24 protein-coding genes are annotated in these 25,165 nt (G+C 37.1%); 5 read left to right on the top strand and 19 right to left on the bottom strand.

All coding sequences use genetic code 11. The features are described 5' to 3' along the window. Positions 1 to 15: 15 nt before the first annotated feature. The 4 genes from KUA55_RS00925 to KUA55_RS00910 all read right to left on the bottom strand — a co-directional run bounded on the left by KUA55_RS00925 (position 16) and on the right by KUA55_RS00910 (position 3,801). Positions 16 to 1,161, bottom strand: a complete 1,146-nt coding sequence (locus KUA55_RS00925) for a cysteine desulfurase family protein (RefSeq protein WP_218324293.1) — start codon at positions 1,159 to 1,161, stop codon at positions 16 to 18. Between the two features lie 78 nt (positions 1,162 to 1,239). Further along, complete coding sequence (locus tag KUA55_RS00920) at positions 1,240 to 2,163, bottom strand: alpha/beta fold hydrolase (protein ID WP_218324292.1); 924 nt, start codon at positions 2,161 to 2,163, stop codon at positions 1,240 to 1,242. Positions 2,164 to 2,225: 62 nt separating this feature from the next. Continuing rightward, entirely contained in the window at positions 2,226 to 3,200 is a 975-nt protein-coding gene (locus KUA55_RS00915; protein ID WP_218324291.1) for a ribose-phosphate diphosphokinase, read from the bottom strand. Between the two features lie 52 nt (positions 3,201 to 3,252). Then, positions 3,253 to 3,801, bottom strand: a complete 549-nt coding sequence (locus KUA55_RS00910) for a hypothetical protein (protein WP_218324290.1) — start codon at positions 3,799 to 3,801, stop codon at positions 3,253 to 3,255. A 91-nt stretch (positions 3,802 to 3,892) separates the two neighbouring features. Here KUA55_RS00910 and KUA55_RS00905 point away from each other — a divergent pair, with 91 nt between their 5' ends. Next, positions 3,893 to 5,800, top strand: coding sequence for a M13 family metallopeptidase (locus tag KUA55_RS00905; protein WP_218324289.1), 1,908 nt, complete (start codon positions 3,893 to 3,895; stop codon positions 5,798 to 5,800). Positions 5,801 to 5,846: 46 nt separating this feature from the next. On the opposite strand, the gene KUA55_RS00900 is transcribed toward KUA55_RS00905, so the two are convergent. From KUA55_RS00900 to KUA55_RS00870, 7 genes are all read right to left on the bottom strand, one after another. Next, positions 5,847 to 6,683: an SDR family NAD(P)-dependent oxidoreductase gene (locus KUA55_RS00900; RefSeq protein ID WP_218324288.1), complete on the bottom strand. Its 837-nt coding sequence runs from the start codon at positions 6,681 to 6,683 to the stop codon at positions 5,847 to 5,849. A 108-nt stretch (positions 6,684 to 6,791) separates the two neighbouring features. Continuing rightward, entirely contained in the window at positions 6,792 to 7,430 is a 639-nt protein-coding gene (locus tag KUA55_RS00895; protein WP_218324287.1) for a hypothetical protein, read from the bottom strand. A gap of 8 nt (positions 7,431 to 7,438) precedes the next feature. Beyond that, entirely contained in the window at positions 7,439 to 9,559 is a 2,121-nt protein-coding gene (locus tag KUA55_RS00890) for a hydantoinase/oxoprolinase family protein (protein WP_218324286.1), read from the bottom strand. Positions 9,560 to 9,805: 246 nt separating this feature from the next. After that, positions 9,806 to 11,134, bottom strand: a complete 1,329-nt coding sequence (locus tag KUA55_RS00885) for a citrate transporter (protein ID WP_218324285.1) — start codon at positions 11,132 to 11,134, stop codon at positions 9,806 to 9,808. Positions 11,135 to 11,249: 115 nt separating this feature from the next. After that, entirely contained in the window at positions 11,250 to 12,536 is a 1,287-nt protein-coding gene (locus KUA55_RS00880) for an MFS transporter (protein ID WP_218324284.1), read from the bottom strand. A gap of 65 nt (positions 12,537 to 12,601) precedes the next feature. Then, complete coding sequence (locus tag KUA55_RS00875; RefSeq protein ID WP_218324283.1) at positions 12,602 to 13,453, bottom strand: shikimate dehydrogenase; 852 nt, start codon at positions 13,451 to 13,453, stop codon at positions 12,602 to 12,604. Positions 13,454 to 13,539: 86 nt separating this feature from the next. Continuing rightward, positions 13,540 to 14,391, bottom strand: coding sequence for a sugar phosphate isomerase/epimerase family protein (locus KUA55_RS00870; protein WP_218324282.1), 852 nt, complete (start codon positions 14,389 to 14,391; stop codon positions 13,540 to 13,542). Positions 14,392 to 14,667: 276 nt separating this feature from the next. Between KUA55_RS00870 and KUA55_RS00865 the strand changes: the two genes are divergently transcribed. Continuing rightward, positions 14,668 to 15,570 carry a LysR family transcriptional regulator gene (locus KUA55_RS00865; RefSeq protein ID WP_218324281.1) on the top strand — a complete coding sequence of 301 codons (903 nt, stop codon included), beginning with the start codon at positions 14,668 to 14,670 and terminating at the stop codon, positions 15,568 to 15,570. Between the two features lie 49 nt (positions 15,571 to 15,619). Here the strand turns inward: KUA55_RS00865 and KUA55_RS00860 are convergent, their stop codons facing one another. The 5 genes from KUA55_RS00860 to efp form a co-directional block, all read right to left on the bottom strand. Continuing rightward, positions 15,620 to 15,994: a hypothetical protein gene (locus KUA55_RS00860; protein WP_218324280.1), complete on the bottom strand. Its 375-nt coding sequence runs from the start codon at positions 15,992 to 15,994 to the stop codon at positions 15,620 to 15,622. Positions 15,995 to 16,065: 71 nt separating this feature from the next. Continuing rightward, positions 16,066 to 16,683, bottom strand: a complete 618-nt coding sequence (locus KUA55_RS00855) for a hypothetical protein (RefSeq protein WP_218324279.1) — start codon at positions 16,681 to 16,683, stop codon at positions 16,066 to 16,068. 86 nt (positions 16,684 to 16,769) lie between these two features. Continuing rightward, entirely contained in the window at positions 16,770 to 17,534 is a 765-nt protein-coding gene (locus tag KUA55_RS00850) for a formate/nitrite transporter family protein (RefSeq protein WP_218324278.1), read from the bottom strand. A gap of 185 nt (positions 17,535 to 17,719) precedes the next feature. Beyond that, the gene (locus KUA55_RS00845; RefSeq protein WP_218324277.1) at positions 17,720 to 19,423 is read right to left on the bottom strand and encodes a glycosyltransferase family protein; all 1,704 of its coding nucleotides are present in this window, start codon (positions 19,421 to 19,423) and stop codon (positions 17,720 to 17,722) included. A gap of 84 nt (positions 19,424 to 19,507) precedes the next feature. Beyond that, positions 19,508 to 20,071: an elongation factor P gene (gene efp, locus KUA55_RS00840; RefSeq protein WP_218324276.1), complete on the bottom strand. Its 564-nt coding sequence runs from the start codon at positions 20,069 to 20,071 to the stop codon at positions 19,508 to 19,510. 151 nt (positions 20,072 to 20,222) lie between these two features. Between efp and KUA55_RS00835 the strand changes: the two genes are divergently transcribed. Beyond that, entirely contained in the window at positions 20,223 to 20,561 is a 339-nt protein-coding gene (locus KUA55_RS00835) for a hypothetical protein (protein ID WP_218324275.1), read from the top strand. Positions 20,562 to 20,605: 44 nt separating this feature from the next. Here KUA55_RS00835 and KUA55_RS00830 read toward each other — a convergent pair whose 3' ends face one another. Beyond that, positions 20,606 to 21,097 carry an HD domain-containing protein gene (locus KUA55_RS00830; RefSeq protein ID WP_218324274.1) on the bottom strand — a complete coding sequence of 164 codons (492 nt, stop codon included), beginning with the start codon at positions 21,095 to 21,097 and terminating at the stop codon, positions 20,606 to 20,608. A gap of 109 nt (positions 21,098 to 21,206) precedes the next feature. Beyond that, positions 21,207 to 21,971 (bottom strand): TrmH family RNA methyltransferase, encoded by a 765-nt coding sequence (locus tag KUA55_RS00825; protein ID WP_218324273.1) that lies wholly within the window; start codon positions 21,969 to 21,971, stop codon positions 21,207 to 21,209. Between the two features lie 94 nt (positions 21,972 to 22,065). Here KUA55_RS00825 and KUA55_RS00820 point away from each other — a divergent pair, with 94 nt between their 5' ends. Then, positions 22,066 to 22,338: an acylphosphatase gene (locus KUA55_RS00820; RefSeq protein WP_218324272.1), complete on the top strand. Its 273-nt coding sequence runs from the start codon at positions 22,066 to 22,068 to the stop codon at positions 22,336 to 22,338. Positions 22,339 to 22,440: 102 nt separating this feature from the next. Continuing rightward, positions 22,441 to 23,364: a membrane protein insertase YidC gene (gene yidC, locus KUA55_RS00815; RefSeq protein ID WP_218324271.1), complete on the top strand. Its 924-nt coding sequence runs from the start codon at positions 22,441 to 22,443 to the stop codon at positions 23,362 to 23,364. A gap of 231 nt (positions 23,365 to 23,595) precedes the next feature. On the opposite strand, the gene KUA55_RS00810 is transcribed toward yidC, so the two are convergent. Beyond that, positions 23,596 to 25,152 (bottom strand): FIVAR domain-containing protein, encoded by a 1,557-nt coding sequence (locus KUA55_RS00810; RefSeq protein WP_218324270.1) that lies wholly within the window; start codon positions 25,150 to 25,152, stop codon positions 23,596 to 23,598. Positions 25,153 to 25,165: the final 13 nt, after the last annotated feature.

Genomic DNA, 25,165 nt, shown 5'->3' with positions numbered 1-25,165 from the left:
ATCTGGCATTTCAATCTACTTTGCCAGCTCTTGCAAACTAGTCACCAAAATTTTGGTTAAATCGCTCATTTGCGCTTCTGTATTTCCTTGACCAAAACTAAAACGAACCGATTCTTTGATTTCAGGTGCATTTTTGCCATAGATTGCTTCTAGTACGTGAGAAGGATCAACGGTTCCAGCTGTACAAGCAGAACCAGTGGAAACAGCGACACCTTTTAAGTCTAGTTTCATCAACAGTAAATCATTAACTACACCCTTAAAACGTAGATTCAAGATTTGCGGTAATTTATGATCAAGATCGCCATTAATCGCGTAAGGAATTTCAGCAACATCTAAGGCAGATAAAATCATTTGGCTAAAGCTTTGGTACATTTCTGTCCGTTTCTCGCGTTCTGCTGGCGTCAAAATTTCCACTGCTTTGGCTAAACCAGCAATGCCGGCGATATTTTCTGTTCCAGCCCGACGCTTTTCTTCTTGTTCGCCACCTCGTAGTAAAGCTGGCAATTTGATGGCATCATTTTTAAATAAAAAGCCCACGCCTTTTGGTCCGTTAATTTTATGGGCTGAAATATTTAATAAATCGATCCCTAATTCATGAGGACGAATGGTTTCGATCCCATAAGCTTGAACTGCGTCACTGTGGAAATAAGCTGGATGATCCGCTAATATTTCGCCAATTTCTTTTATTGGCATCAGATTACCAATTTCATTATTGCCATACATGACAGAAACTAAAATCGTATCCTCTCGCAACGCAGCTTGAAATTCATCCAAAGAGATACGGCCTTTTTTATCCACACCTAAATAAGTAACTTCAAAACCATTGTCTTCTAAATACTTCATAGTATTCATGACAGCTGGGTGCTCAATCGCAGTTGTGATAATGTGTTTACCTAACTCAGCTCGAGAAAAAGCCACACCTAAAATTGCCGTATTATCTCCTTCGGTACCACCACTATTAAAAATAATTTCATGAGGTTTCACCGCCAAACTTTTAGCTACAATATCTCGCGCAGCCATTAGTTTCTCAGCAGCTTCACGACCAATTCCGTGAATACTAGAAGGATTACCATAAATATTACTCATTACGTCAGTCATTTCTGCGATGACTTGTGGATTCATTGGGCTAGTCGCTGCATGATCTAAATAAATCTTTTCCAAAAAAATCGAACCTTTCTGCTATGTAAGTCGTTTTATTCTAACACACAAGAAAATAGACTGCCAAAAATTATGACAGCCTTAAATATAGCGTGGTAATAGCTGATTAAATTTCTCGGCTTCCTCCCATTGGGGAAAATGGCTGGAAACTTCAAACCATTCAATCTCTTTAGCTGATGAGATTCTTTGGTAATAGCGGGCCAATAAGTCTGCCGAGACATGTTGATCGTGACGTCCCATAAAAAATACTACTGGCACTTCAAAGTGCGTGACTTCAGAAAAATCAACTGTCATCAATTCTAGCCATAAGGTTTGAATCGCTTGTAAAGAGCCTTTTTCCCGATTCAATAAATCCTTCAAAGAATATTCGCGAGAGAAAATAAAGTCTTTCACCAGTTGATTATAATTAGATTTTCCATACAGAGACCGGCGATACTTCACAACTTTTTTCGTAACAAACAATAAATCTTTCAACCAATTTTCGTCATTTAACGCTTGATTGACTTGCAGAAGTTGGGTAGTTGTTTTCTTTTCTTGGCGTGCTTGGCTTTCGGTCAAAACAAATTGACACTGCCGCTGAAAATTTCCCTGCATATTCACTACTTGACCAATACCAAAATATTTTTCAATTAATTCAGGATGTTGCTGGATAAATTTCAGACCTAAGACACTGCCCCACGAATGTCCTACTAAATAAAGTTTTTTTCGTTTAAATGTGGTTAACAGAATTTTTACCAAAGCCAATAAATCGGCTTCAAAAGTCGCCATATCAGGCAGCTGGTCATCAAAAGGATAGTAGGATTTACCCGCCCCTCTTTGCTCCCAATTCACCACAATAAAATGCTTTTCTAATTGCTGATTATACTTTCTCATCAAAGGAAAAGCCGCATCCCCAGGCCCACCATGAAGATAGAGTAATAGTGGTAAATCTGGCTGTTTTCCTCTGATGGAAACAAACTGAGGTTGTCCATTTAATTCAATCATTTCTTCAATAATAATTGCCATAAAACACCTGCCAATCAATTAATAAAAAATGAGGTCTGCAATTAGACCTCATTTCGACATTCTTATTCGTAATTCTTCGGTTCCATCGTGAACAATGGACTCACACTTTGATTATTATAAATACGTTTGACCCCTAAACCTAACAATTCACCACAGCTGATGATAGAAAGTTTATCAGGATGACGTTCTTCTGGGACTGAGACTGAATCAGTCACACAAATATCTTTGATTTCAGTTTGATCTAACAATTCTTTTGCAGGTGTTGACAATAATCCATGAGAAGCGCAGGCGACTACTTCTTTAGCGCCTTCTTTCATTAATGTTTTAGAAGCTTCTACAAAAACGATACCGGTATTTAAAATATCGTCTACCATGATACAAGTTTTTCCTTTAACATCACCAATCACATAGCCTGTTTCGGGATTGTCGGCTTCTTCTTCATCAACAATAGCAATCGTGGTATCCAAATATTCTGCCAATGATCGGGCACGAGTCACACCACTATTTTTCGGTGAAACCACCACATAATCTTCTCCCACCATGCCACGTTTACGATAATAATGAGCAAAGAGCGGCATAGTAAATAAATTATCCACTGGAATATCAAAAAATCCTTGTACTTGCACTGTGTGTAAGTCTAACGTTAGTATCCGGTTGGCACCCGCATCCGTTAATAAATTGGCAATTAATTTTGCCGTGATTGGTTCATGGGGCTTAGCCGTACGATCTTGTCTTGCATAACCATAATAAGGTAACACTACATTGACCGTTTTCGCACTCGCTCGTTTCATGGCATCAATCATAATTAATAGTTCCATGTAGTTATCGTTGACTGGATCATTGGTTGATTGAACCAAGTAAACGTCATAACCACGGACAGTTTCTTCAATGTTGATCGCGATTTCACCATCGCTGAAGTGCTTAACTGTCGATTTCCCCAAACTCACGCCACATACTTCTGCAATCTTTTCAGCCAATGGTACATTGCCATTTAGACTGAAAATTTTAAACTTATTCTCAATAGATTCGTTAGACATGCTGTCCCTCCATTAATTTGTTACCACCAGTTTATCATATATTTTAGGATTTTCATTTAGTTTTTATTTCTTGTAATGAAATTGTCCCATTTCCCCAGCGGGCAGGAATAATTTTTTCAGTCGCACCCCAGTTGTCGTGGATTTTGTAATAGCGCTGACCGTCATTACTTTCGTAAAAACCATGCACCACTACCCAATGATTGCCATAGGTTGAACCGAAATATTTCGCTAAACCGATCATCACCGGTTCCCCCGCCAAAATCCGTTTTGTTACCCGTTGCCAAGAACCAATGCTTGTAGATCGTGCTCGAAAAGGTAGCTGATATTTATGAAAATACCAATTTAAACCAAAGCTAATTTGAAGCGGTACTGTCGGCAAATCGATTGGCTGCAAAATTGGTTGCAAGATATCAATCAATTTTTTCTGATTTTCAAAAGGTTGACGAGTCGTCACTGGAATCGTTGGTTTTGCCAAAACATCCTGATAATAAGCCAATAAAACACTGCTGGCATAGGTTCCGCATAAGAAGCCACTAGGTGTCTGCCAGTTTTTATAAAAAGAAAAAGCGTTAAGCTCAATCCATTGATTTTTAGGATACAAATAAATTCCTCCTTAACTGAAACGGATAAAGTCTTTTGTATGGTGTATTTACATAATATATATCATAATATAGGAGAAAGGGGCAGATAAAATGGATAAAAATTTATTAAAAGATGATTTATATCAAGCAGTAAATGGTGAATGGTTAGAAACCGCTGAAATCCCTGCCGACAAACCAGCGACTGGCGGCTTTATTGATTTAGTCGATCAAATCGATGATTTATTAATCAATGACACGAAAGAAATGGTTGAAAAGCCAGAATCAGTTCAAGATGACTTGCTAAAAGAATATCTGGCTTATTACCAATTAACAAAGGACTTTGCAAAAAGAGATGCCGACGGAGCAACCCCTCTTTTGCCATTACTAAAAAGAGTAACAGACTTACGCAACTTCTCTGATTTAAATAAACAGATTGATTCTTGGGTACTAGATGGGATGCCTTTACCCTTTGGCTTAGAAATCGATGCCGATATGAAAAATACGCAAATCAATGCTTTGTTTGCAGCAACTACCGGTACCATTCTACCAGATAAAACGTATTACGAAAAAGATCATCCTCAAGCTGAACAACTGTTGCAAATGTTTAAAGAAATGACTTTACAGTTATTTGCATTAGCCGGCTACGATTCAGAAACAGCTGAGAAAATAACCGATCAAGCCATTGCTTTTGATAAAGCGTTGGCACCTCATTTGAAAAGCTCGGAAGAAAATGCCGACTATAGTAAAATGTACAATCCGCAAACAGGAACTGAGTTTGTCAAACACTCTCATCACTTTGACTTAGAAAAATTAGTAACTGGTCTGATCGGTCAACTACCTGAAAAAATCATCGTGACTGAACCAGAGTATTTTGAGGCACTAGATCAAATAGTCAACGAAGAAACTTTTGAAAAATTAAAAAGCTGGATGCTAGTCATGACTTTAAATGCTTTAACTGGCTATTTAAGTGAAGAATTTCGTCAAATCGGTGGCAGCTACAATCGTGCTTTATCCGGTGCTGAAGAAGCCCGCCCACAAGAAAAAGCCGCTTACTATTTAGCTTCCGGTCGTTTTGATCAAGTCGTTGGTAATTATTACGGTGAAAAATATTTTGGTGCCACAGCCAAAGCAGATGTCAAAAAAATGGTGACCACCATGATTGGTGTCTATCAAGACCGTTTAAACAACAATGCTTGGTTAAGTCCAGCAACTAAAGAAAAAGCCATCTTAAAACTAAGTACCCTCGGTGTGCATGTGGGTTATCCTGATAGTATTCCGGAAATTTATCAACAATTTCGCGTCACAACAGCAGAAGATGGCGGTACTTTATTAACCAATGCCCTCCATTTTGCAAAACTAGTTCGGCTTGATAATTTCAGCAAATGGAATCAACCAGTCGATCGCGACGAATGGGAAATGAGCGCTTCAACAGTGAATGCGTATTACCATCCTTTTAGAAATATCATTGTTTTTCCAGCGGCGATCTTACAGGCGCCTTTTTACAGCCTAGAACAATCTGCCAGTCAAAACTTTGGTGGTATCGGAGCCGTGATTGCTCATGAAATTTCTCATGCCTTTGATAACAATGGCGCACTATTTGATGAATACGGCAATATGAATAACTGGTGGACTGAAGATGACACGACCCATTTCCAACAATTAGCAGATGACATGATTGCCCAATTTGATGGTTTAGAAATTGCTGGTGGCAAAGTCAACGGTAAATTAACTGTCTCAGAAAATATTGCCGATGCCGGCGGTTTGAGTTGTGCCTTAGAAGCTACTAAAAAAGAAGCTGAGGTAGATTTAGCTGCCTTCTTTATCAACTGGGCAACCATTTGGCGGATGAAAGCTCGAGAAGAATATAGTCAATTATTATTGGCTGTCGATGTTCATGCACCAAATAAATTAAGAGCCAACGTCCAAGTGAAAAATCTCCCTGAATTTTATGATACTTTCCATGTGACAGAATCAGACAATATGTATTTAGCACCAGAAAAACGAGTGAGTATTTGGTAAATAAAAAAAAGGTCTTCGCAGCAATTTGCGAAGACCTTTTATCTAATTATGCTTTTGGTTTACGAGAATCAATTGCGTATTGACGACGTCCGCCTGGTTTTGGTACTAAATCACCTAGCATAATGCCAAAGCCACCTTCAACGCGTAATTCGTGACCATTTGTATAGTCAGAACGTTTGCTGGCTAAGAATAAAGCACTGTTTGCAATATCTTGTACATCACCGATACGACGAGAAGCGACCATCCGACGACGACCTTCTTCTACTTCAACATCTTCATAGAATTTAGTTGAAAGAGGTGTTTTAACAAAACAAGGTAAAATACAGTTACTGCGGACACCATATTGTCCCCATTCAGCTGCGATTTGTTTCGACATCATGTTTACGCCAGCTTTAGATGGGCTGTAAGCACCTGAATAAGTTTCTGGTGAAATTGAGGCAATAGTTGAGATATGAACCATTCTTCCGCCTTGTTGTTCGATCATGACTTGACCCACTCGTTGTGAGATTAAGAAGTAACCATTCAAGTTGACATCGATTACTTGTTTCCATTCATCAAATGGTAGGTCTTCTAATGGACTAAATTTCAAGATGGCTGCTGTATTCACTAATACATCAATCCGACCAAAGTCAGCTTTTACATCTTTAATTAATGCTTCCACTTGTTCTTCAACTGTTGAGTTACATGCATAACCTTCAGCTTTTACATTGTAAGTATTTGCCAATTCTTTTGCATATGCTGCAGTGGCTTCTTTATTTAAGTCGACTAACGCCATGTTTGCGCCTTGTTCTGCGAAATCATTAGCAATTTTACGACCCATTCCACCTAATGCACCAGTAATTAAAACGACGTCGCCTGCTAAATTTAACCATGAATTTTCCATATTAATAAAAACGCTCCTTTTAAGTTTGTTATTACTATCACTATACTTTATCTATTCCCATGATACTAATTGGTATTTTCAATTAATCGATAGCTTGTGACAATAGTTTCAAAGTTGCTGGATTTGTCTGATAAATTGCCAGCTATAATCCTCATCGATTGGATATAACAACACCGGATTTAATAGTAAAACCGGATAATCCAACTGAAAAAAAACTTCCGCAAACCGATTAGCAGCAATCTCACTTAAAGCATGTATCCGCGCTTTTCGTTTGAAGGGTCCGGTTTTATAAGTCACGTGCTTTTCTTTCGTGAATAACTGATCTTGTTCCTCTAGAAAATGAAAAAGTTCGTGGGCTTGTAAAATTTCAGTCAAACTGGCTTTTCCCGTTAAGAAAGCCAAATTAGGCTCTGCTTGAAGCAATTCATTTCCTACATCAATTAAAGTTTGATTGACTCTGATCATATCCGGCTGTTGAAACTCGGCTAAGACATGATTGAAGCTAACCTTAGTCGTATCTTCAAATGTTTCCAGCTGTAATTGATAGTCCGTCAACCATTCAGCTAATTTTTCCCCTCGTAACTTTTCAGCGATTCCTTCACCACAAGCCTCTGCCTGAGAAATTAACTCAGAGCGTTGCGCCAGCGGTATTTTGTTGTACAAATGATCTTGTTGCAACAAATATGCTGCGAAAATATTTCGCGGTTCTTTTGCTAAAGTTAAGATAGTTGATGCAAATACTTCCATAATAGCTCCTAAATAAATCGGTTGGCAGCGATGATGATAACTTCTTCATCACCCATGATTTCACTCATTTCAATATCGATCAGCATTGTTAACTGTTGAAAATCTGTATTGGAAAAGTCTAATAAGCGTGGACCGACACAGAAGTAATAGTCAGGCCGTAAAATAATATCACTTTGATAGTTGGCCATGCTGTCCCATAATTTGCTGACTTGTTCTAAATAGCTAGACATCGTTGTGTGGACCACTTGGGCGTGTTCTCTTTGTACTCTGATAAAGCCTTTTTTATCGATTACGCGAATGCCATTTCCTTTATTATTAGAAGCGCCAAAGATAGTGAAGAAATCAGTCTTATCGATTAATTTCACTTCTTCCTTCGGCAAACGGAAATCTTGTACTGCTAAATCAAAAGCTTCTTCTTCATTTGGTGCACCGTCTAACTCGGCTGCTTGAGCGGCAGTCGCGCCACTAGCGCGAGCGGTAATTTTTTGTGTTTGCGGATCGATTTCGATATGGACTTCGATACTGGCTTCAGTCGCGCCACTTTCAATCGCTTTATTGGTTACTTCTTGTTTAATCGACTGAATATCTGCTTTAGTTGGACTAGGAACAATTCTTTCCACCACATCTTGCACCGCTGCCAAAGCCACCCCAATCGAGGATATTACTTCCGCATTTTCCGGAATTTTATAGCTTAGATCCATTTTTTGCGCTGCATATTTGATTAATGATGCGACACCGCCGCCAACTCCAACTAGGGTCATTTGATTTTTTTCAAGATGGTATTTTTTTGCTAGGTTTTCAATTTCAGGAACAATCTTTTCTACTGCTTTATCTAAGATCTGTTGCGCCACTTCTTCAACTGTTAAGTTTAAATATTCCGCTAAAGGCAACATCGCTTTTCTAGCAGAATTTGGATAACCAAAAGAGAAATCTTCTTCAGTAACATAGCCTAGAACATTAGCGGCACAGGAATTGGTAATAGTTACTCGTTTGCCTGAGGCTAATTTGATTGCTACATAGTCAGCAGGATCGCCTTCTTTTGGTGCAAATAATTCTAATTCAGGATCAACAATTTCTTCCTCAGGAGTGTAAACAGCATATTCTAAACCAGCAATATGGGCACTTCGAGGTCCTACGTCTTTAACGCCTGAATGACTGACCCGAATCATTGATCCGCCAGCGACTCCTAATACGCGGACATCTAAAGAGTTAACATAGGTTTTGTGACCAGAAATTTCTGAATAATCGATTACTGGACGACCATTTTTGATGACACCTAAATTTGTCGATGTTCCACCAACTTCAAAGTAAATCCCATTTGAGGTACGCAAATACATCAAGGCACCCATCACGCTTGCAGCAGGTCCTGATAACATAGTTAAAACAGGGCGTTTTTTCATTTCTACCACGTCCATTAAGCCACCATCGCCTCGCATAATCATCAAAGGGACATCAACGCCAGATGAACGCACACTAGATTCAGTAGAATTAGCAGTCTCTAACATTTTAGGCAAAATTGACGCATTGATAGTTGCTGTCCGGGTGCGGCGTGACAAGCCATAAAGCTTGGTCATTTCAGATGCCAGCGTAACTTGAACACCCTTTTCTTTAGCAATCTTAGCAATATGCTCTTCACAACTTAAATCATCTACCCCAAAAGCAGAACTAGCAACGATTACTTCGACGCCTTCTGCCACCAATTCATCGATCATTTTTCCAATCGCTTCATCAGTTAATTGTTTCGCAGGTAAATAACGGGATAAGATATGAATGCTTCTTCCCGTTCCTAAATCTATATCTTTTAAATTGGTTTGGAATTTGGCTAATAAGCCTTCCACCCCATTTTTCGCAGTCGAAATAATCCCAATTTTTGCCACATCACCTTCTAAAAGAGCATTAGTCGCTTGCGTCGTACTGTGGGCAACAAAAACTACTTCTTCAGGTTCAATCTTGTATTCAGCCAAAACTTTTAAAAAAGAATTGACGACCCCTTCAGCCACACCTTGCTCATGATCATGAGTGGTTTTCACTGAAGATTTCCCAATAATTTCTTGGCTATCATTATCAATTGCGACGGCTTTTGTATGGGTGCCTCCCACATCAATTCCAATTCGTACACGCCGACTCATAAAGCTTCTCCTCTTTCATATTAAGGTATTAATTTTTCCAAAATTAGTTTTATTTTCAAGCCGTATACCATTCAACTAGTTTGATACTTGGTTGAGTTGAACTGGCATCCTCTTTCATACTAAAGTAATAATTTTTTCCAAAAATTAGTTCTATTTTCAAACCGTATACCATTCAACTAGTTTGATACTTAGTTAAGTTGAACTGGCATCCTCTTTCATATTAAGGTATTAATTTTTCCAAGCAACTTAAAGTGGATTATTCATCAGAAAGTTACAGATTTCTAAAATTAAGGCAATGACTGTTCCAGGAATCAGTGCAACTTTCATATAAGAAACTGTATTGATCCGATTAAAGCCTAAGCCCCAGGCATTCCAAGAAATCGTAATATCAAAATGGGCCATCCCGATTAAGACTGCCGCAAACAACGGATATAAAAATGTGGTCGGATAGCCAGTGGTATTAATTACCACCGCTAGTAAAGCTGCACCAGAGCCGATTAACGACAGCGGTCCTTTGAACCAAGTTAATGGTGCCAAAATCCCGAAGATAATACATAAAATCAATGGAGATGTTGGAATAATTCCGCCAATAATTGTTTGGAAATATGGCGCTGCAAAAGCCGCCGACTGATTAAACATCGCTAAAGTAATCCAAAAAGCTACTAATGAAGACATGTCTTTCACACCTTCAGTAAATAAATAGGATATCGTCCGACAAGCTTCTCTAAAGCCATTATTCAATCGTCCACAGATAGCTAAGCCATAAATACTAGCTAGCACAAAACACAAGATGACTGGTAGTTGAAAAGCCACCACACCAACCACCGGAATAAATGGTGTAATCAAAGAAATACTTGGTGCATCTTTGACTTCAGCACTTTTGGTAGCTGCCCAAGAATAGGTCAAGTTCCCCATCTTTAAATAAATCATTGAAGCAATCGAAACAATTGCTAACATAATCACAAAAGCCAGCAAACCAAAAGGCAAATAATCATTATATGTATACTCAGGGCCGCCAACTGCATTACCAAAAAATGCTTGGTACTGACCAAAATTAATTGGATTTAAAAATATCCCAGCCGCAACTGAACCTGAAAATGAGAAGAAGGCAATTACTTTTGGCACACCGATTGAAAATAAGATTGGTAAGATAATCATTGCGATGGCAATTACTGAACCACCACCGGTCATCGAAGTAAAGATCAATCCGGTAATCAAATTGATCACTAACAAAATAATCGCTAAATTATCGCCACCTAGTTCGACACTTTTTCGAATAATCGTTGCAGCAATACCTGTTTCTAATAAAATCCGTCCAAAAAAAGCCCCTAGAAATATATTCATTAAACTAGGTCCGTAGCGTTCTGGTCCGGTTTGATAGACAGAAATTAGCATTTCATTGACACTCATCCCAGCAAAAGCAGCATTTGGATTTAGTAAATTACCAATAATCGGCAGCACTGTCCAAATCGTTGCCATAATAATGAAGCCAACCATTAAGTTGTAGCCTTTTATACAATAGATAACCATTCCCACAAAGGAAAGAATTAAAATGATCCCAATAATAATATCCATGGGTACCCCCTCTAAATTACCTCGTTATGAACAAACTTTTCTCATCATAACTATTAAATCATAGAAAAACAAGGAGGGAACGATTATTAAACCGTTTTCCCTCCATGATTCTTAATTAATCATGCATCTTATCAAAAGCACTGTAACCAAAAATTCGTTTGTGTTGCACTACTAAGTAACCCATCATCAAAATAGCTAGAATTGCAAATACCAATAATAGTGCCATCATAATGTAGACTGCTTGTGTTTCACCAACTGAGCTAGTCATTGAAGCAACAATGAATGGTAAGAAAGTACTAGCCAATCCCATCCAAGTATAATAAATCCCAGTATTTCGACCTTTTGGACCTGGAATAAACATTTGACGTAAGCTCAAACCAGCTTGTAAGGCACCACCTGCAGCAAAGAATCCTAAGCAAGCAATACTTACATAAACGATGGCTGGTGAACGGAAAACCAATACGATTGCCAAGGCAACAGCTGTGAAGATTGAATCAATTAATAATACTTTCAACGGATTCCATCTTAATTTACCCATCACTACTGCCCAGAAGATTACCGCAATAATTGAACCTAAAGTGTAAATTGAAGTTAAACCAGCGGCTTGTGTTTCAGATAAGCCAGCATTGTTTAAACCGAAAGCTTTTGTATATTGTTGTGCGCCATACATGATGAACATACAAACGAAACCGTAAAACATAGTAATGAAGTTTACTAAAAAGTTCGGTTTTACTAACATTTTTGCTTTTGCTTCGGCGATTTCTTTATTAATCACGTCTTTACTAGCGTTACTATTTTTATCTTTTTTGCTTTCTTTCATCTGATCGTCATACACGAATGGTGAAACGATCGCCATAATTAAACAAACCACCGACATTACTAACGGCAAGATAATGCTTAATTGTGGTTGACCACTAGCGGCAAAATTAACTACCAATAATGGATAAACGACACCTGAAATAGATACGAATAATTTAATTCCTAAAAGTGCTGAAGCTGAATATTTCGGTGCGCTTTCTTGAACTGCTGGATATAATGATGCATCCCAGAAACCTGATGTAGCAACCCCTGCGATAAAGGCACAAATACTGGCAATCACCATGCTGTTGGTAATTAGCAAGCCACTAAAGCATAGTACATATAAAATTGCGCCGCCGATCGCCATTTTTTTACGACCAACTTTATCAGAAATTTCTCCACCAATCCAAACAGAGATGAATTTACCAAAACCAGTTGCTGTGATAGCTAATGAAACTGCTGCAGCTCCGGCTGTTGCATCTACATAACCCCATTTTTCAGAAAAGTAGGGAATATTTTGACTTAAAATTAATGCTTGCATCCCATGTGTAAAATAGCACAAATACACCGTGATTAAAGAGGCAATATATTTTTTCGCTTTCATGTTGTTACTCCTTTTTAAAAGTAGCAGAGATGGCCATCTTTCATGCCATCTCGGCAATAATCAGATTATTTTGGTCGTACAGGTAATTCTTCCCCAGTAAAGATCTTAAAGGCTGCTTTTCCTTGTTCTAGTAACATGCCAGCACCAGTCACAGTTTTTAAGCCAGCTGCTTCTGCATCTTGGATTAGTTGTGTTTTTGGCGGATTGTAGATGGCATCTGCCACTGTTAAGTTTTCATGGAAGACACTTGTATCAGCAATCGGTGTTTTCGTGTTGCCTTCACCCATTCCAACAGTTGTACCATTAACTAAAATGTCAGCAGCGGCAATTTTTGATTTCAACAAATCAGCATCTAATAAGTCATAGATGGCGATATCTAAATCAGGATATTGTGCTTTGACTTTTTCAACTGTTTCTTCGCCTTTTGCAAAGAAATCATCTTTAATGTTAAAGATTGAAACTGAAGCGGCACCTTCAATTGCTACTTGTACTTGAATCGCTGTAGCCGCGCCACCAGTACCGATGATGACAAGATGTTTACCTTCAACTTCTACGCCATTGTTTTTTAAGTTATTCACAAAACCCATACCATCTGTGATATGACCGATTAATTTACCATCTTTATTTTGGAAAGTATTAATGGCACCAACCATTTGTGCTGCTGGAGATAATTCATCCATGTATTTAGACATTTCAACTTTACAAGGCATAGTCACATTTCCGCCTGGCATGTCAAAAGTTTTAATAGCATCAATTGCGTTTGGTACGTGCTCTACATCCACATCATAGGCCAAGTAGACAGCATCGATTTTTAATTGTTCAAAGGCATAATTGTACATTGCAGGTGAGCCAGAATGACCGACTGGGCTGCCAACTAAACCATACATTTTTGTTTTTCCTGAAATACTTTCTAGCATCTTATTTACTTCCTTTTTCAACGAATTTTTATCTGCGAGACTTATTATACTATAATCTCACCTTCATGAGTTTATCAGATTACAAATTAGCCTAATAATTCAGGCCAAGCTTGTTTAATCACATCAATACTTGTTTCGTAATTCATGTTTGCAGATTTTTGATAACCTAAAGCTAGGATTGGATCAGAAATAACTTCAGTACCAACAACCCGTGGTTTGATTCCGTGTTCCTTGATGGCTTTTAGGAAACCAACTGTATCGCCCCAACCAGTACCTGGGCAAAGACGATCATGCATACTTTCATCCCGTAAGATTGTATCTGGGTAGCGACGTTCTAATACGTCACAGATTTGAATAGAAACAACTTTTTCAGCTGGTACATCTTTCAAATCTTCTTTCATAGTATCAGCTCTTGCCCAATGCCAAGTATCTAAAATCAACATCCCGTTGTCGCAATCAGCTTTTTTCACAATGTTCCAAGCGCTTTTCAAATCTGGCACACCAGAATATGGCATGAATTCTAAACCAATCACTAATTCTTTTGCCCGTTCACATAATTCTTGGAAAGCTTTTACGTGAACTTCTTCAGGATAATGTTCCATTAAACCACAGTTGATATGACCAACTCCGAATAAACGAGCCATATGATAAACAGTTTGTTCTTTAAATTGTTGTAACAACGTTTCTGGTGTTTCAACTGTTTTATTTGGGTCGCACCATAAAGTAATATATTCTACTTCTGTTACTTTCATATCGTTTTCAGCTAAGATTTCTAACATTCTATCATCAGAATAACCTTGTTTCACTGCCAACATATAAGTTTCGGCACGTAAACCAATACCGTCAAAACCAGCTGCTTTAGCTGTTTTTACCCGTTCTTCAAAATCGATATCCACGCCTAATGTGTAAGAGCTGATAGTTAATGGTACTTTTGTCATGTTGATTTCCTCCTAAATTTTACGACTATCTGTCAATTTTTAATAAAGTTACTTGATTCACAAAAGAAAGTAAAAAAATCAGCGGGAGTGGAAATATTTTTCAAAAAAATTTTTTCCCTCATGCTTTAAATAATTGTAACTTTTTTCACAATCATTTCTTGGTTTCATTTTAACCGCTGAGGTTTTAAATTTCTAATTGGTTTTACCCAAAAAATCTATAGGTAAAAGATATAGATTTTTGTTATAATGATAAAAATGACTATTAGGAGCTTCATAATGAATTTACAACATTTAAAATACTTTGACGTTTTAGCAAACGAACAACATTATACCCGCTCTAGTAAAATCTTAAATGTCACCCAACCCAGCTTGAGTAATGCCATCTCTTCACTGGAAAGTGAGTTAGGTATTACGTTATTTGAAAAAAAAGGACGCAACGTTGTTTTAACAAAACCAGGAATGATTTTTCATGATTATGTCAAAAAAACTTTGCAGACCTTAGATACTGGGATTGAAACAGTTGAAAAAATCAGTCGTGGTAGCGGCTTTATTAGTTTTGCCTTTTTACCAGTATTGGGGACAACTTATGTACCTAATTTAACCAGACTTTTTTTAGCAGCCAATCAAAATCAGCAAATTCAATTTGATTTTCATACATCAGACGGTGTTTCTAAGCGGATCGTGGAAGGCGTCCGTAATATGAAATATGATATCGGCATCTGTTCGTATATCCCAAATGAGCCATCGATTGAATTTCTACCAGTTGCTAGCCAAGAATTGGTCGTGATTGCCCCACTAGATCATCCGTTGGCTAAATTTGATGAGATTTATTTAGAGCAGACGCAGCCTTTTGAACAAATTGTCTTTAGTAAAAATAGCGGTTTGCGGGATATTGTTGATGAATTATTTCAAAAAAATAATAGCACTTACAAAATCGGCTATGAGGTCACTGTTGATCAAGTGATTGCCGGCTTAGTCAGCCAAGGATTTGGCATTGCAGTAGTACCAAATATGTATATTCTGAAGCATTTACCATTGAAGACCATCCATTTAAAAAATATTACCCGCTCCCGCAGTTTTTACTTAGTTACCAATAAAGAAGCTTATTTAACCCCTGCCGTCATAAATTTTAAAGAGTTTGTCTTGGCACATTCCTCACCTGATGAGATTGTCTATTAACAAAAAACCTCTTAGGACACAAAAAGCGTCCTAAGAGGTTTTTTTTGATCTAAATTAGATTTTTTTCTGTTGGATCAATCGCTGGTTGAAAGGTTTTGATTTCCTCGATGATAGCCAACAATTCTTTGTGAGCCGTCATATAATCATCAATTTTATCTCCATAAGTTTCGTTGAAGCCTTCGATGTCACCTTTAACAAAGGCATACTCGTAATTGTAAACTTCGTTATATGCTGTTGCGAAACGTTTCAATAAATCCATTTTTTCAGCTAATTGTAGAGCCATTTGAATCGTACGAAAATCACTATAACCTAGTTCAAACTGAACTGCCCAAATTCGAATAAAAGGATGTCCTGCTTTAATATGCAAAAAGTGATGTTCTGTATTCCAAGCTAAATTTTCTAAAGAACCGCGTACATCTAACATAAAATCATCTTCTTTACTTTTTTTGTCACTTTACAGCTAATTTATTAAAATGCAAAGTGATAAGACTCAACTTATTCTGTTTCCATAATTTGAACAACCGTTTCATAAGGATAATACTTGCTTGCAAAATCTTTTTTGAAATTACCAGTTATATGATGGAAAACATCATAAGGAAATTCGTTTTCAGGATTTTCAATCACTGGCTTTAGCTCTGTTAATAATTCTTTTTTCTCTGTCAGCTGTTGAATAGCAGAAATCTCCATCAGACTGGCAACATATTCTACTAAATAGTTTTCGTAATAAATTTTTTCCAAGCTAATTCCTTTGGCATGGTTGCTACTAATCGATTCAGTTAACAAGTCTACTAACCTGTCTTCGTTTTCTGATTGTCCTACGACTTGATCTAGTTGCGCAATCAGATTTTCTTCCCTTAAAGCACTGTAATCATTTTTTGCGACACCTTTAGCAAAAGTATCCACCAAAAACAAAGAGCGGTCCATCATTTGTAATAATTTTTTGGCCATAAAAGTGATGGCTTCACTATCAACATCATTCAAGACGATTTCTTGTGCTTCTTTCGCAATTTTTTCAGCAACCGGTAAAATTCTTTGGGGTGTTTCTAAAGCATTAGTTAAAAAAGTATTGGTTAAATTACTTAAGATCATTTCAAATTTTTCTTGTGTATCCATCGGGACACCTCCTATTACTTATTATAAATAAGTAAATGATTTAGTCAAAAAAAGCTCCTCCCCAGATATTGAGGAGGAGCTTTTTATTAATGTCCTTTTTGATAAGATAAATAGTAAGCTAGTGAGACAAAACAAACGCCACCAACCACATTACCTAAATAAACCGGGATGATATTGTAGAAGAAAGCACCAATCCCGATATGCCCTTCAATAATGGCATTCGACAAGACAAACATATTCGCAACACTATGCTGAAAACCTAGTAAAACAAAGATCATGATCGGAAACCAAATTCCCAATATTTTTGATGTACCATCTTTTCCAGCATAAGACAGCCAAACACCTAGACCGACAAACCAGTTACAGCCAATCCCTGATATAAAAGCTTGTAAAGGCGTCGCTGCAACTTTTGCATCTGCGACAGAAGTTAACTCATGGAGAAAATCACCACTGCTTGTTAAGCCTACGATATGTCCAAAGAAATAAGCTACAAATATGGCCCCTAAAAAATTCGCAAAAGTAATAATTGCCCAATTATTCAAAACATCCACGGCTTTGATTTTTTTATTAATCCATGCGCTTGAGACAGCCACCATGTTCCCGGTAACTAATTCGCCACCGGCTAATAAAATGACGATTAAACCAATAGGGAAAACCGACGCACCTAATAAGTTTCCTAGAAAGACCAGTGTTTCAGGTGTTTGAGCGACAATTTTCATATAAGCCACGTAGCTCAACGAAATCATTGCCCCACCGATAAAGCCTAGAATTATTTTCGCAAGCAAATTTTTCTGTGTTTTTTCCAAACCTTTAGTCGCACAAATGTCCGCTGTTTCTTGCGGTGAATACATTTTTCCACATCCTCTATGATCATTTTTTCACATTTCAAGTTATTTTACACAATTTTCCCTAAGATAAAAAGGTGTTTTCGTGAAAAATTTCGCTAAAAAATAATAATCCGCTTAAATTTTAGAGTTATTTGATTGGGATAGCTATTTTGGTATCTTAAATTCTAATAAAAAAAGCACTAGAGGATTTATTTTGATCCTCTAGTGTTTCTGAATTTTAATATGATTGGTAATAAAATAAGAGTTGCTGCCGAGACAAAGAATGAAACTTTGTATAGTAAAGTCGCTTGATAAATCACTGTGACAAACTCATCTTTAGGAAACTTAGTTAGTCTTATTTTGCCATTTTTAGCTACTTTAAAGGACAAGTCTTTTCCGTCAGAATCTTTTACCGTCACGCCTTTGTAGCCAGCTAGTGGCAGCTCTACAGCGCTATTTGCGACAATCTTCTCAGTATTTACTTTGGCCCGATTGCCTGTCATGGTGTAGTCGATGGTCGTTTTCTCTTGATTGATTTTCCCTTGTTTATTCAAATATTCATATGGATCAGCAATTTTTGGCAAATAATCAAACATACTGAGACTGACTTCATTATAATAGCCATCTTTTTGCAAATCAGTCGCTGTCGTATATTTTTCCATAATCTTTTGACTTGTTAAATATTGAGAAACCACTAGCGGCGTAGCTAAATATAATAGCAAACTAACTGTAATTAACAAGCCACTGTGTTTACTAAAGGCCGTCAACACTTCGGCAAAAAAGAGACTGCCACAGACTGCTCCTAGTAAAGTCGCCAATAAATTTAAACGAAATGGAAACTGGATAATCTGGATGAAGCTACCTTCCAAGTAATCCCATGGAAATACATTGGTCGTCATAAAAATCAACAAGCCAGTCATAATCAGTAGCAAAAAACCAAACTTATTACGGAAAAGATTTTTCTTACCTGGTAAAAAGAAAAGCAACAAGCTACCTAAGTAAGGAATCAATATAAAAATACCGACTGTATAATAACTATATTTTTCCGGTGATACGAATGAAAAGAGATACGCCAAGGAACCAGTCATCTGGGCGCCTTCAACTAAACTGGCTTGATAAGCACCGGTAATATCCAGATGCTGCATCTGTTCAAGCATCGGAACCAAACAAAAAGCACTGAGTAAAGCCGCCATCGCGCCACTAAAAATTAATTGTTTCCAGACAGTCACTGACCATTTCGGAATGAGCAATAATAAACAAATCACTAAAAATAAAACTACTAGCAATGAACTAACAAAGTGAGTATAAATTAAGCCTGCCATTCCAAAAATCAGCCAGCTTTTCTTCTTACCTTGATCAAAAAAGAGACTGAAAAATCCTGCCATAATTAATGGTAAGAAGACAAAAGCCGCACCTTCACCAAGAGCCGTCCGCATAAAAATATTCACTAGGCGATACTGAGAAAAACTATAGACAACCGCAAAAATAAACGGCGCTATTTTCATCCCTTTATCTGATAATGGCAAAAGCTGTAGTTTTAAGAAATAGCGCATCCCATAATAAGCGCTGAGTAAAGTCAGAAAAGTTAAGAGCAATACATATAAATAATAGCCTTTAAAAATTTTTCCTACCGCCATGGTTAAAAGCGCCAATGGCAATACTGTCGTTTCATATGGATAAAATAAATTTACCCCATAGGCATATTGAAAAGGTGAAAAATTCCCTACTCCAGTCGGATAACCAATTTCCTTTAATTGATCAGTCATACTAAATGTACGCATGAAATGAAAGGCGAGGTCGTCTCCTTGCAACAACTGAAAATGTGGCGAAGTTAATCTTAACATTGGTAATGTATAAATAAAGCTGATAACTAGAAATAATCCTAGTAAGCTGATGGTTTTTTTGAACGTCATTTTATTTCCCCTAAAAATTTTTTCTCTCACCATTATACTAGAACAAATAAAAAAGAGTCAGCTTCTGCCAACTCTTTTAAAAATTTATTTACCAGCACGTTTTACATAAGTGCCTTCTTGAGTATTGATTTCTAATAATTCTTCTGCTTCTACAAAGTCTGGCACGTTAACTACTAAACCAGTTTCCATTGTTGCTGGTTTACCAGAACCAGTCACTGTTGCCCCTTTAATTGAAGGTTGAGTCTCAGTCACTCGTAGAACAACTGTTGTTGGTAATGTAACTCCGATAACTTCGTCGCCGAAGAATTGGATTTTTACTTCCATATTTTCTAGTAAATATTTCATTTCTTGTTCGATCGTATCTAATGGTAATTCATATTGTTCATAAGTTTCTAAGTCCATGAAGACAGCCACATCATCTTGGCTATATAAATATTGAACACTTTTTGTTTCAATGATGGCTTGTTCAAATTTTTCTTCAGGGCGGAAAGTTGTGTCATAAGTTGAACCAGAGCGAACATCTCTCAGTTTCATCCGCATTACAGTATTTCCTTTACCTGGTTTGTGGTGGCTTGCTTCTAATACACGGATTAATTTGCCATCTTGGACAAAAGTCATACCGGCTTTTAAATCACTTGCTGAAATCATATATCTCTCTCCTTTAAGATTAGTCGACTCCTCATTTTAACAAATCCCATAGGCAGTGACTAGCTAAACTTACTAGAATCAAATAAACCTAAAATAAATCTCGCATTTGATTTGGATTTCCTCTAAAATAATAAGCAAAGGGGTGAGTTTTATGTTAGACACAATTGAGCTGGTCACAGACAAATGGTGGACTTTTACCAACCTAGAAGATCCAAAACACAAAACGGCTGAATTCACCAAACAATACGGCCTTGAAGGCGTCATCAATGAATTTATCAGTGATTTATACGGTATTATGAAACACACGATGGATCCACTAGAGGCAGAAATGATTTTTTCCGAAGTCAAATTTTGGGATGATTTTAAAAAGAGCAATCGTTTCTTTGAATTTGAAAATGAAGACAACGAGCATGAAATGTTGTTAGAGTTACTGCAACAAATTGCTCATCATTTAGATTTTGTACAAACAACCTTACGTTTAGCCAAATAAAAAAGCTTCGAAAAAATGACAGTCATTTTTTCGAAGCTTTATTTTTAAATACGTTTTAGACGTTCTTTGTAAGAATTCCAGCGAGCACTTAATGGTGCAGCCGCTTCTTTGATGGCACAATATTTATCTACCAAAGTAACGATGTAGCTCTCTTTATATTTAGGTGGTGTGATCGTTGCACCCCACATATGCTTAATAATAATGTCACGTTCAAGTGTTGATAATTCAGTAATTTTTTCGGCATTTTTCACGGCGATTCTTGGATGCATGTAAGCATGAGAACCTTCGTCAAATTTCGTTGTATGCCAATCATAATAAAATAAATCATGTAATAAGCCAGCGCGAGCTGTTGCTTTTGCATCTCCGTTAAAACGTTTGGCTAATTTATAACTATTGTATGAAACGCTAATTGAATGCTCCAGACGAGTGGAATTCATATGTTGCGTATAGTTTGCTAATTTTTGTACTTCTTCAGTTGCTAATAAATCTTCTATGTAAGAAAGATATTCTGCATCTTCACGCCAATTTTCCGTCATTGATTAAAAGCTCCTTTTCTGCTGCTACAAAAAAGTATAACACGGCTTTGGTACGAGTAGGGCGCTGACAAAAAAAAGTTGTTTAATTTTAAATCTTTCTTTACACTTTTTAAGCTTGGTTTATTAAATGAAACATTAATATGCCCCCAGCAATCGCTACATTTAATGACTCTGCTTGGCCTTTCATTTCAATGTAAGTTGTCACATCTACTTGCCCCAACACTTCCTCTGAAACACCTTGTCCTTCATTTCCTAGCACCAATGCAAAGTTTTCTGGTGGTGTCACTGTGCGATAATCCTTGGCTTGTTTGTCTAACGCCGTCCCGATAATTAAACCAGTCTCTTTAAAATCAGCCATCACGGTCATTAAATTTTGACTGACTACCGACAAATGATACAAACTGCCTTGGGTACTCCGCAAAGTTTTAGGATTATATAAGTCTGCTGAGCCGTCACCTAAAACCACACCTGAAAAACCTGCCGCATCAGCTGTTCGAATCAAGGTCCCAACATTTCCAGGATCTTGAACATTATCTAAAAGCAGCCAGGCACCACGATAATCAATAGTCGTTTCTTCAGTTGTTTTTGCCACCGCAATAATCCCTTGAGGCGTTGGCTGACTAGCCAAACTTTTCAAGATGTCATCAGAAACCAACGTCATCTCAGGCAATTCAGCAGTAAACCATTTGTCCCATTCCTGCAAGCCCCGTTGACTGACAAAGACTGCTGAAAAAGTAATTCCAGCCTTGTGAGCTTCCTGCACCAAGTGAAAGCCTTCCAATAAATAGCTCCCGGTTTTGTCACGATATTTTTTTTGCTGTAACTTTTTCATCTCTTTAATTAATGGATTTTTTAATGATCCTATTTCTTTCACGAAATCACCTCTTGGACATTATAGCATGAGATTTGTCAGCACTAAAAAAACTCGTTATGATAGATACAACTAGATTTTATTAGGAGGAATTCATATGAAAATGCGCATGAATGTCACTGGTCGCGTCCAAGGAGTTGGCTTTCGTTATACAACGCATCAAATTGCCAACGAAATCGGTTTGACTGGTACCGTTAAAAACGAAGCAGATGGCAGTGTCTCCATCCAAGCTGTCGGCAGTCAGACACAAATAGCCAATTTTATTGATCAACTGAAAAATCCCAAAAATCCCTTTTCCAAAGTAGAGCATATTCAACAAACAATCGACGATACACTGCCTGATTTTAAAACCTTTGATGTGATTTATTAAGAATCTCCTAACCTTAACTAAATTTTCTGATACAATTGAAATAGCCAAAAATCTTTAGTATAGTTATCTTTGTCTGATATTATTTAGTGAAGGAAGAAGTAAATGAATAAATTAAAAAACTGGCTATTAGGGTCAGGTATGTTAGGTCTCGTTATCTTTTTATCCGGCTGTGTCCGCACAACAAGTGACGGTTCACCCGATACTTCAGGAATTGTCTATCGCTTTTTAGTGGTTCCGCTAGAAACATTTTTAGATTGGATGGTTAATAGTTTTGGCTGGGGTTACGGACTAGCCATTATCATTTTAACTGTTATTGTTCGATTGATTATTTTGCCATTAGGTGTTTACCAATCAAAAAAATCACTGGTCCAATCAGAAAAAATGCAAGCCATCAAGCCACAGCTTGATGCCGCTCAAGCAAGACTAAAAGAAGCAACAACACAAGAAGAACAAATGCAAGCACAACAAGATTTACAAGCTGTCTACAAAGAAAATAATATGAGTATGATGGGCGGTATGGGTTGTCTACCATTATTAGTCCAAATGCCAATCTTCTCAGCTTTATATTTCACAGCTCGCTTTTCTGAAGGTATCCAAAGTTCACCATTCTTGTCTCAACGAAGTTATTTATTAGTTGCGATTGTCGCAGGAGCTTACTTCTTACAAAGTTTCATTTCATTAATTGGCATTCCAGAAGAACAGAAAAAAACCATGAAATCAATGATGATTGCCTCACCTTTGATGATCACGGTGATGTCCTTCACGTCTCCAGCTGGTGTGGCTTTATACTGGGTGGTCGGTGGTATCTTTAGTTGTATTCAAACCTTTATTACTAACGTGATTATGCGCCCAAGAATCAAAGCGCAAATCCAAGAAGAATTACGCAAAAACCCACCAAAACAAGTAATTTCTAAAAAACCAATCAAAAAAGCTGAGCCAATTAAGTCCCAAAAAAATGTACCAACCAACAAGAAAAATAACAAATCTGGCCAAGGTAGAAACGCCGGAAAACAACAAAAAAAATAATTTAATTATTGTATTTAGCACCTTTCCTTAAATGGGAAGGTGTTTTTTTCTGAAAATGAATAGTTTTTAGATACTTTATTCTCGATTTTTTTGCAATTCAGCCAGCTTTCAAAGAGTATTTTTCATATTCTTTTTGATTTCCGGTACATTTTTCATAACATGTAGCCTTATTTTCAGCAATTATTAAAAAAAGACAACCATTTCTGGCTGTCTCCTTCTATAATCGTATTTTTATTTATTCCAGTCTATTGTTGGAGCAGTAACTAATTTACTTTCTAACTCAGAAGCATCTTTTAATAATGGGGCAGATACTGTAACTGATTCACCTTTGCCATCTGTAATAGTATAAGTTTCATTTTCAATGAAATTATTTTTTATAAAATCTTCTGTTTTAACAATGTCTGCTGGGCTAATATCAGACAGAAAAGCTGCAAAATCAACACCATCACCATTCGTTACGAAATATCCATTATAAGCTGATTGTACATAGTTTTGAACGTAAGCCAATACAGTGGTTTCCTTACCATTGTCATTGACTTCTTTTTTCATTTCATCACTAATCGCGCTGCTATTGATTGTTAACGATTTACCATAAGCAAACATGGTATTGAGGTTTTTAATGAATTGCAATTGATTAAATGCTGTTTGTAAATCAGTATTAACTTTTTCTGCAGAATCATTAGTAACGGCACCAGTTTTTGATGCGTTAATTAAATTTTGAGCTGCTGTTAAGGCGGCACTATATTTATTCCATGACGATACGGTATAACTAGAAGCAACAAAACTGCTATTTGGTTGATTGCTCAAATCAGTTAGTTTAGAAATGGTTGTATTCACAGGTACTATAGCAGGATCCAACGGTTTTTCTGCCAATTGATCAATCGCTGTTTGCAGAGCAGTGACTTGTTCATTCACTTCTGCTTGAGTCGCATCACTTTTATTTAAAATAGTTTCACTAGCATCAATTTTAGCTTGTAATGCGGCGTAACTTGCATCAGTATAGTCATCACCTTTAATTGCTTTCGCAGCGGTAATTTTAGCCGATAATTCAGCTTTATCAACGACAGCTACTTTTTCCAAATTGTTAAAAGTATTTTGTAAATTTGTGGTAGCTGCATCTACTTCTACTTGTGTTGCTTTCTCCTCAGCTGATACTTTTTTTGCTGCCGCTAAAGCTGTTTGAAAATCTGCAAAACTAGCAGCAGTATAATTTGATGATTCCGTATTTTCAACTTTTTTAATTAAAGTATTTAATATATCCTTGTTCACCACAGTTTCTGATGAACTATTGGATGCCGCATAAAAAGCCACCTCTTCATTTACCCAGCCTAATTTATCCAGACCAGTATGTTCAGATAATGAAGTAGTATAAAAGTGGGCGCCACTTGTAGCATTGGGATTGTAATCACGATAAACAGGAACCTTCTTAACTGTATCACTCAAAAATGCTTGTCCTTCTTGTGTCCAACCTTGTTTGCCTAACCAGTTATACTCGCTTTCACTTTTGGTATAAAAATGATCACCCGCATTTGAATTATACAAGCGATAGACTATATCACCTTTAACAGGCACTTGCCATGCGTCATTTTCATTTGTCCAGCCTTGTTTCACCAAATTGTCTCTTTCACTAGCACTTTCTGTATAAAAATGTTCACCACTATTTGGATTATAAACACGATATAACGTAGTATTGCTATCATTTGAAGCTGCTAAAACTTGTTGACCGCCATAAGCGACGATACTTAGACCAAATAAAACGCCTAAACTAACCAAAATTGTTCTTTTCATCTGACTCACTCCT

It is taken from the genome of Enterococcus alishanensis, assembly GCF_019218635.1.
In the GTDB taxonomy this organism is placed as follows: domain Bacteria; phylum Bacillota; class Bacilli; order Lactobacillales; family Enterococcaceae; genus Enterococcus_A; species Enterococcus_A alishanensis.
This window is presented reverse-complemented; position numbering and strand designations above follow the sequence as displayed.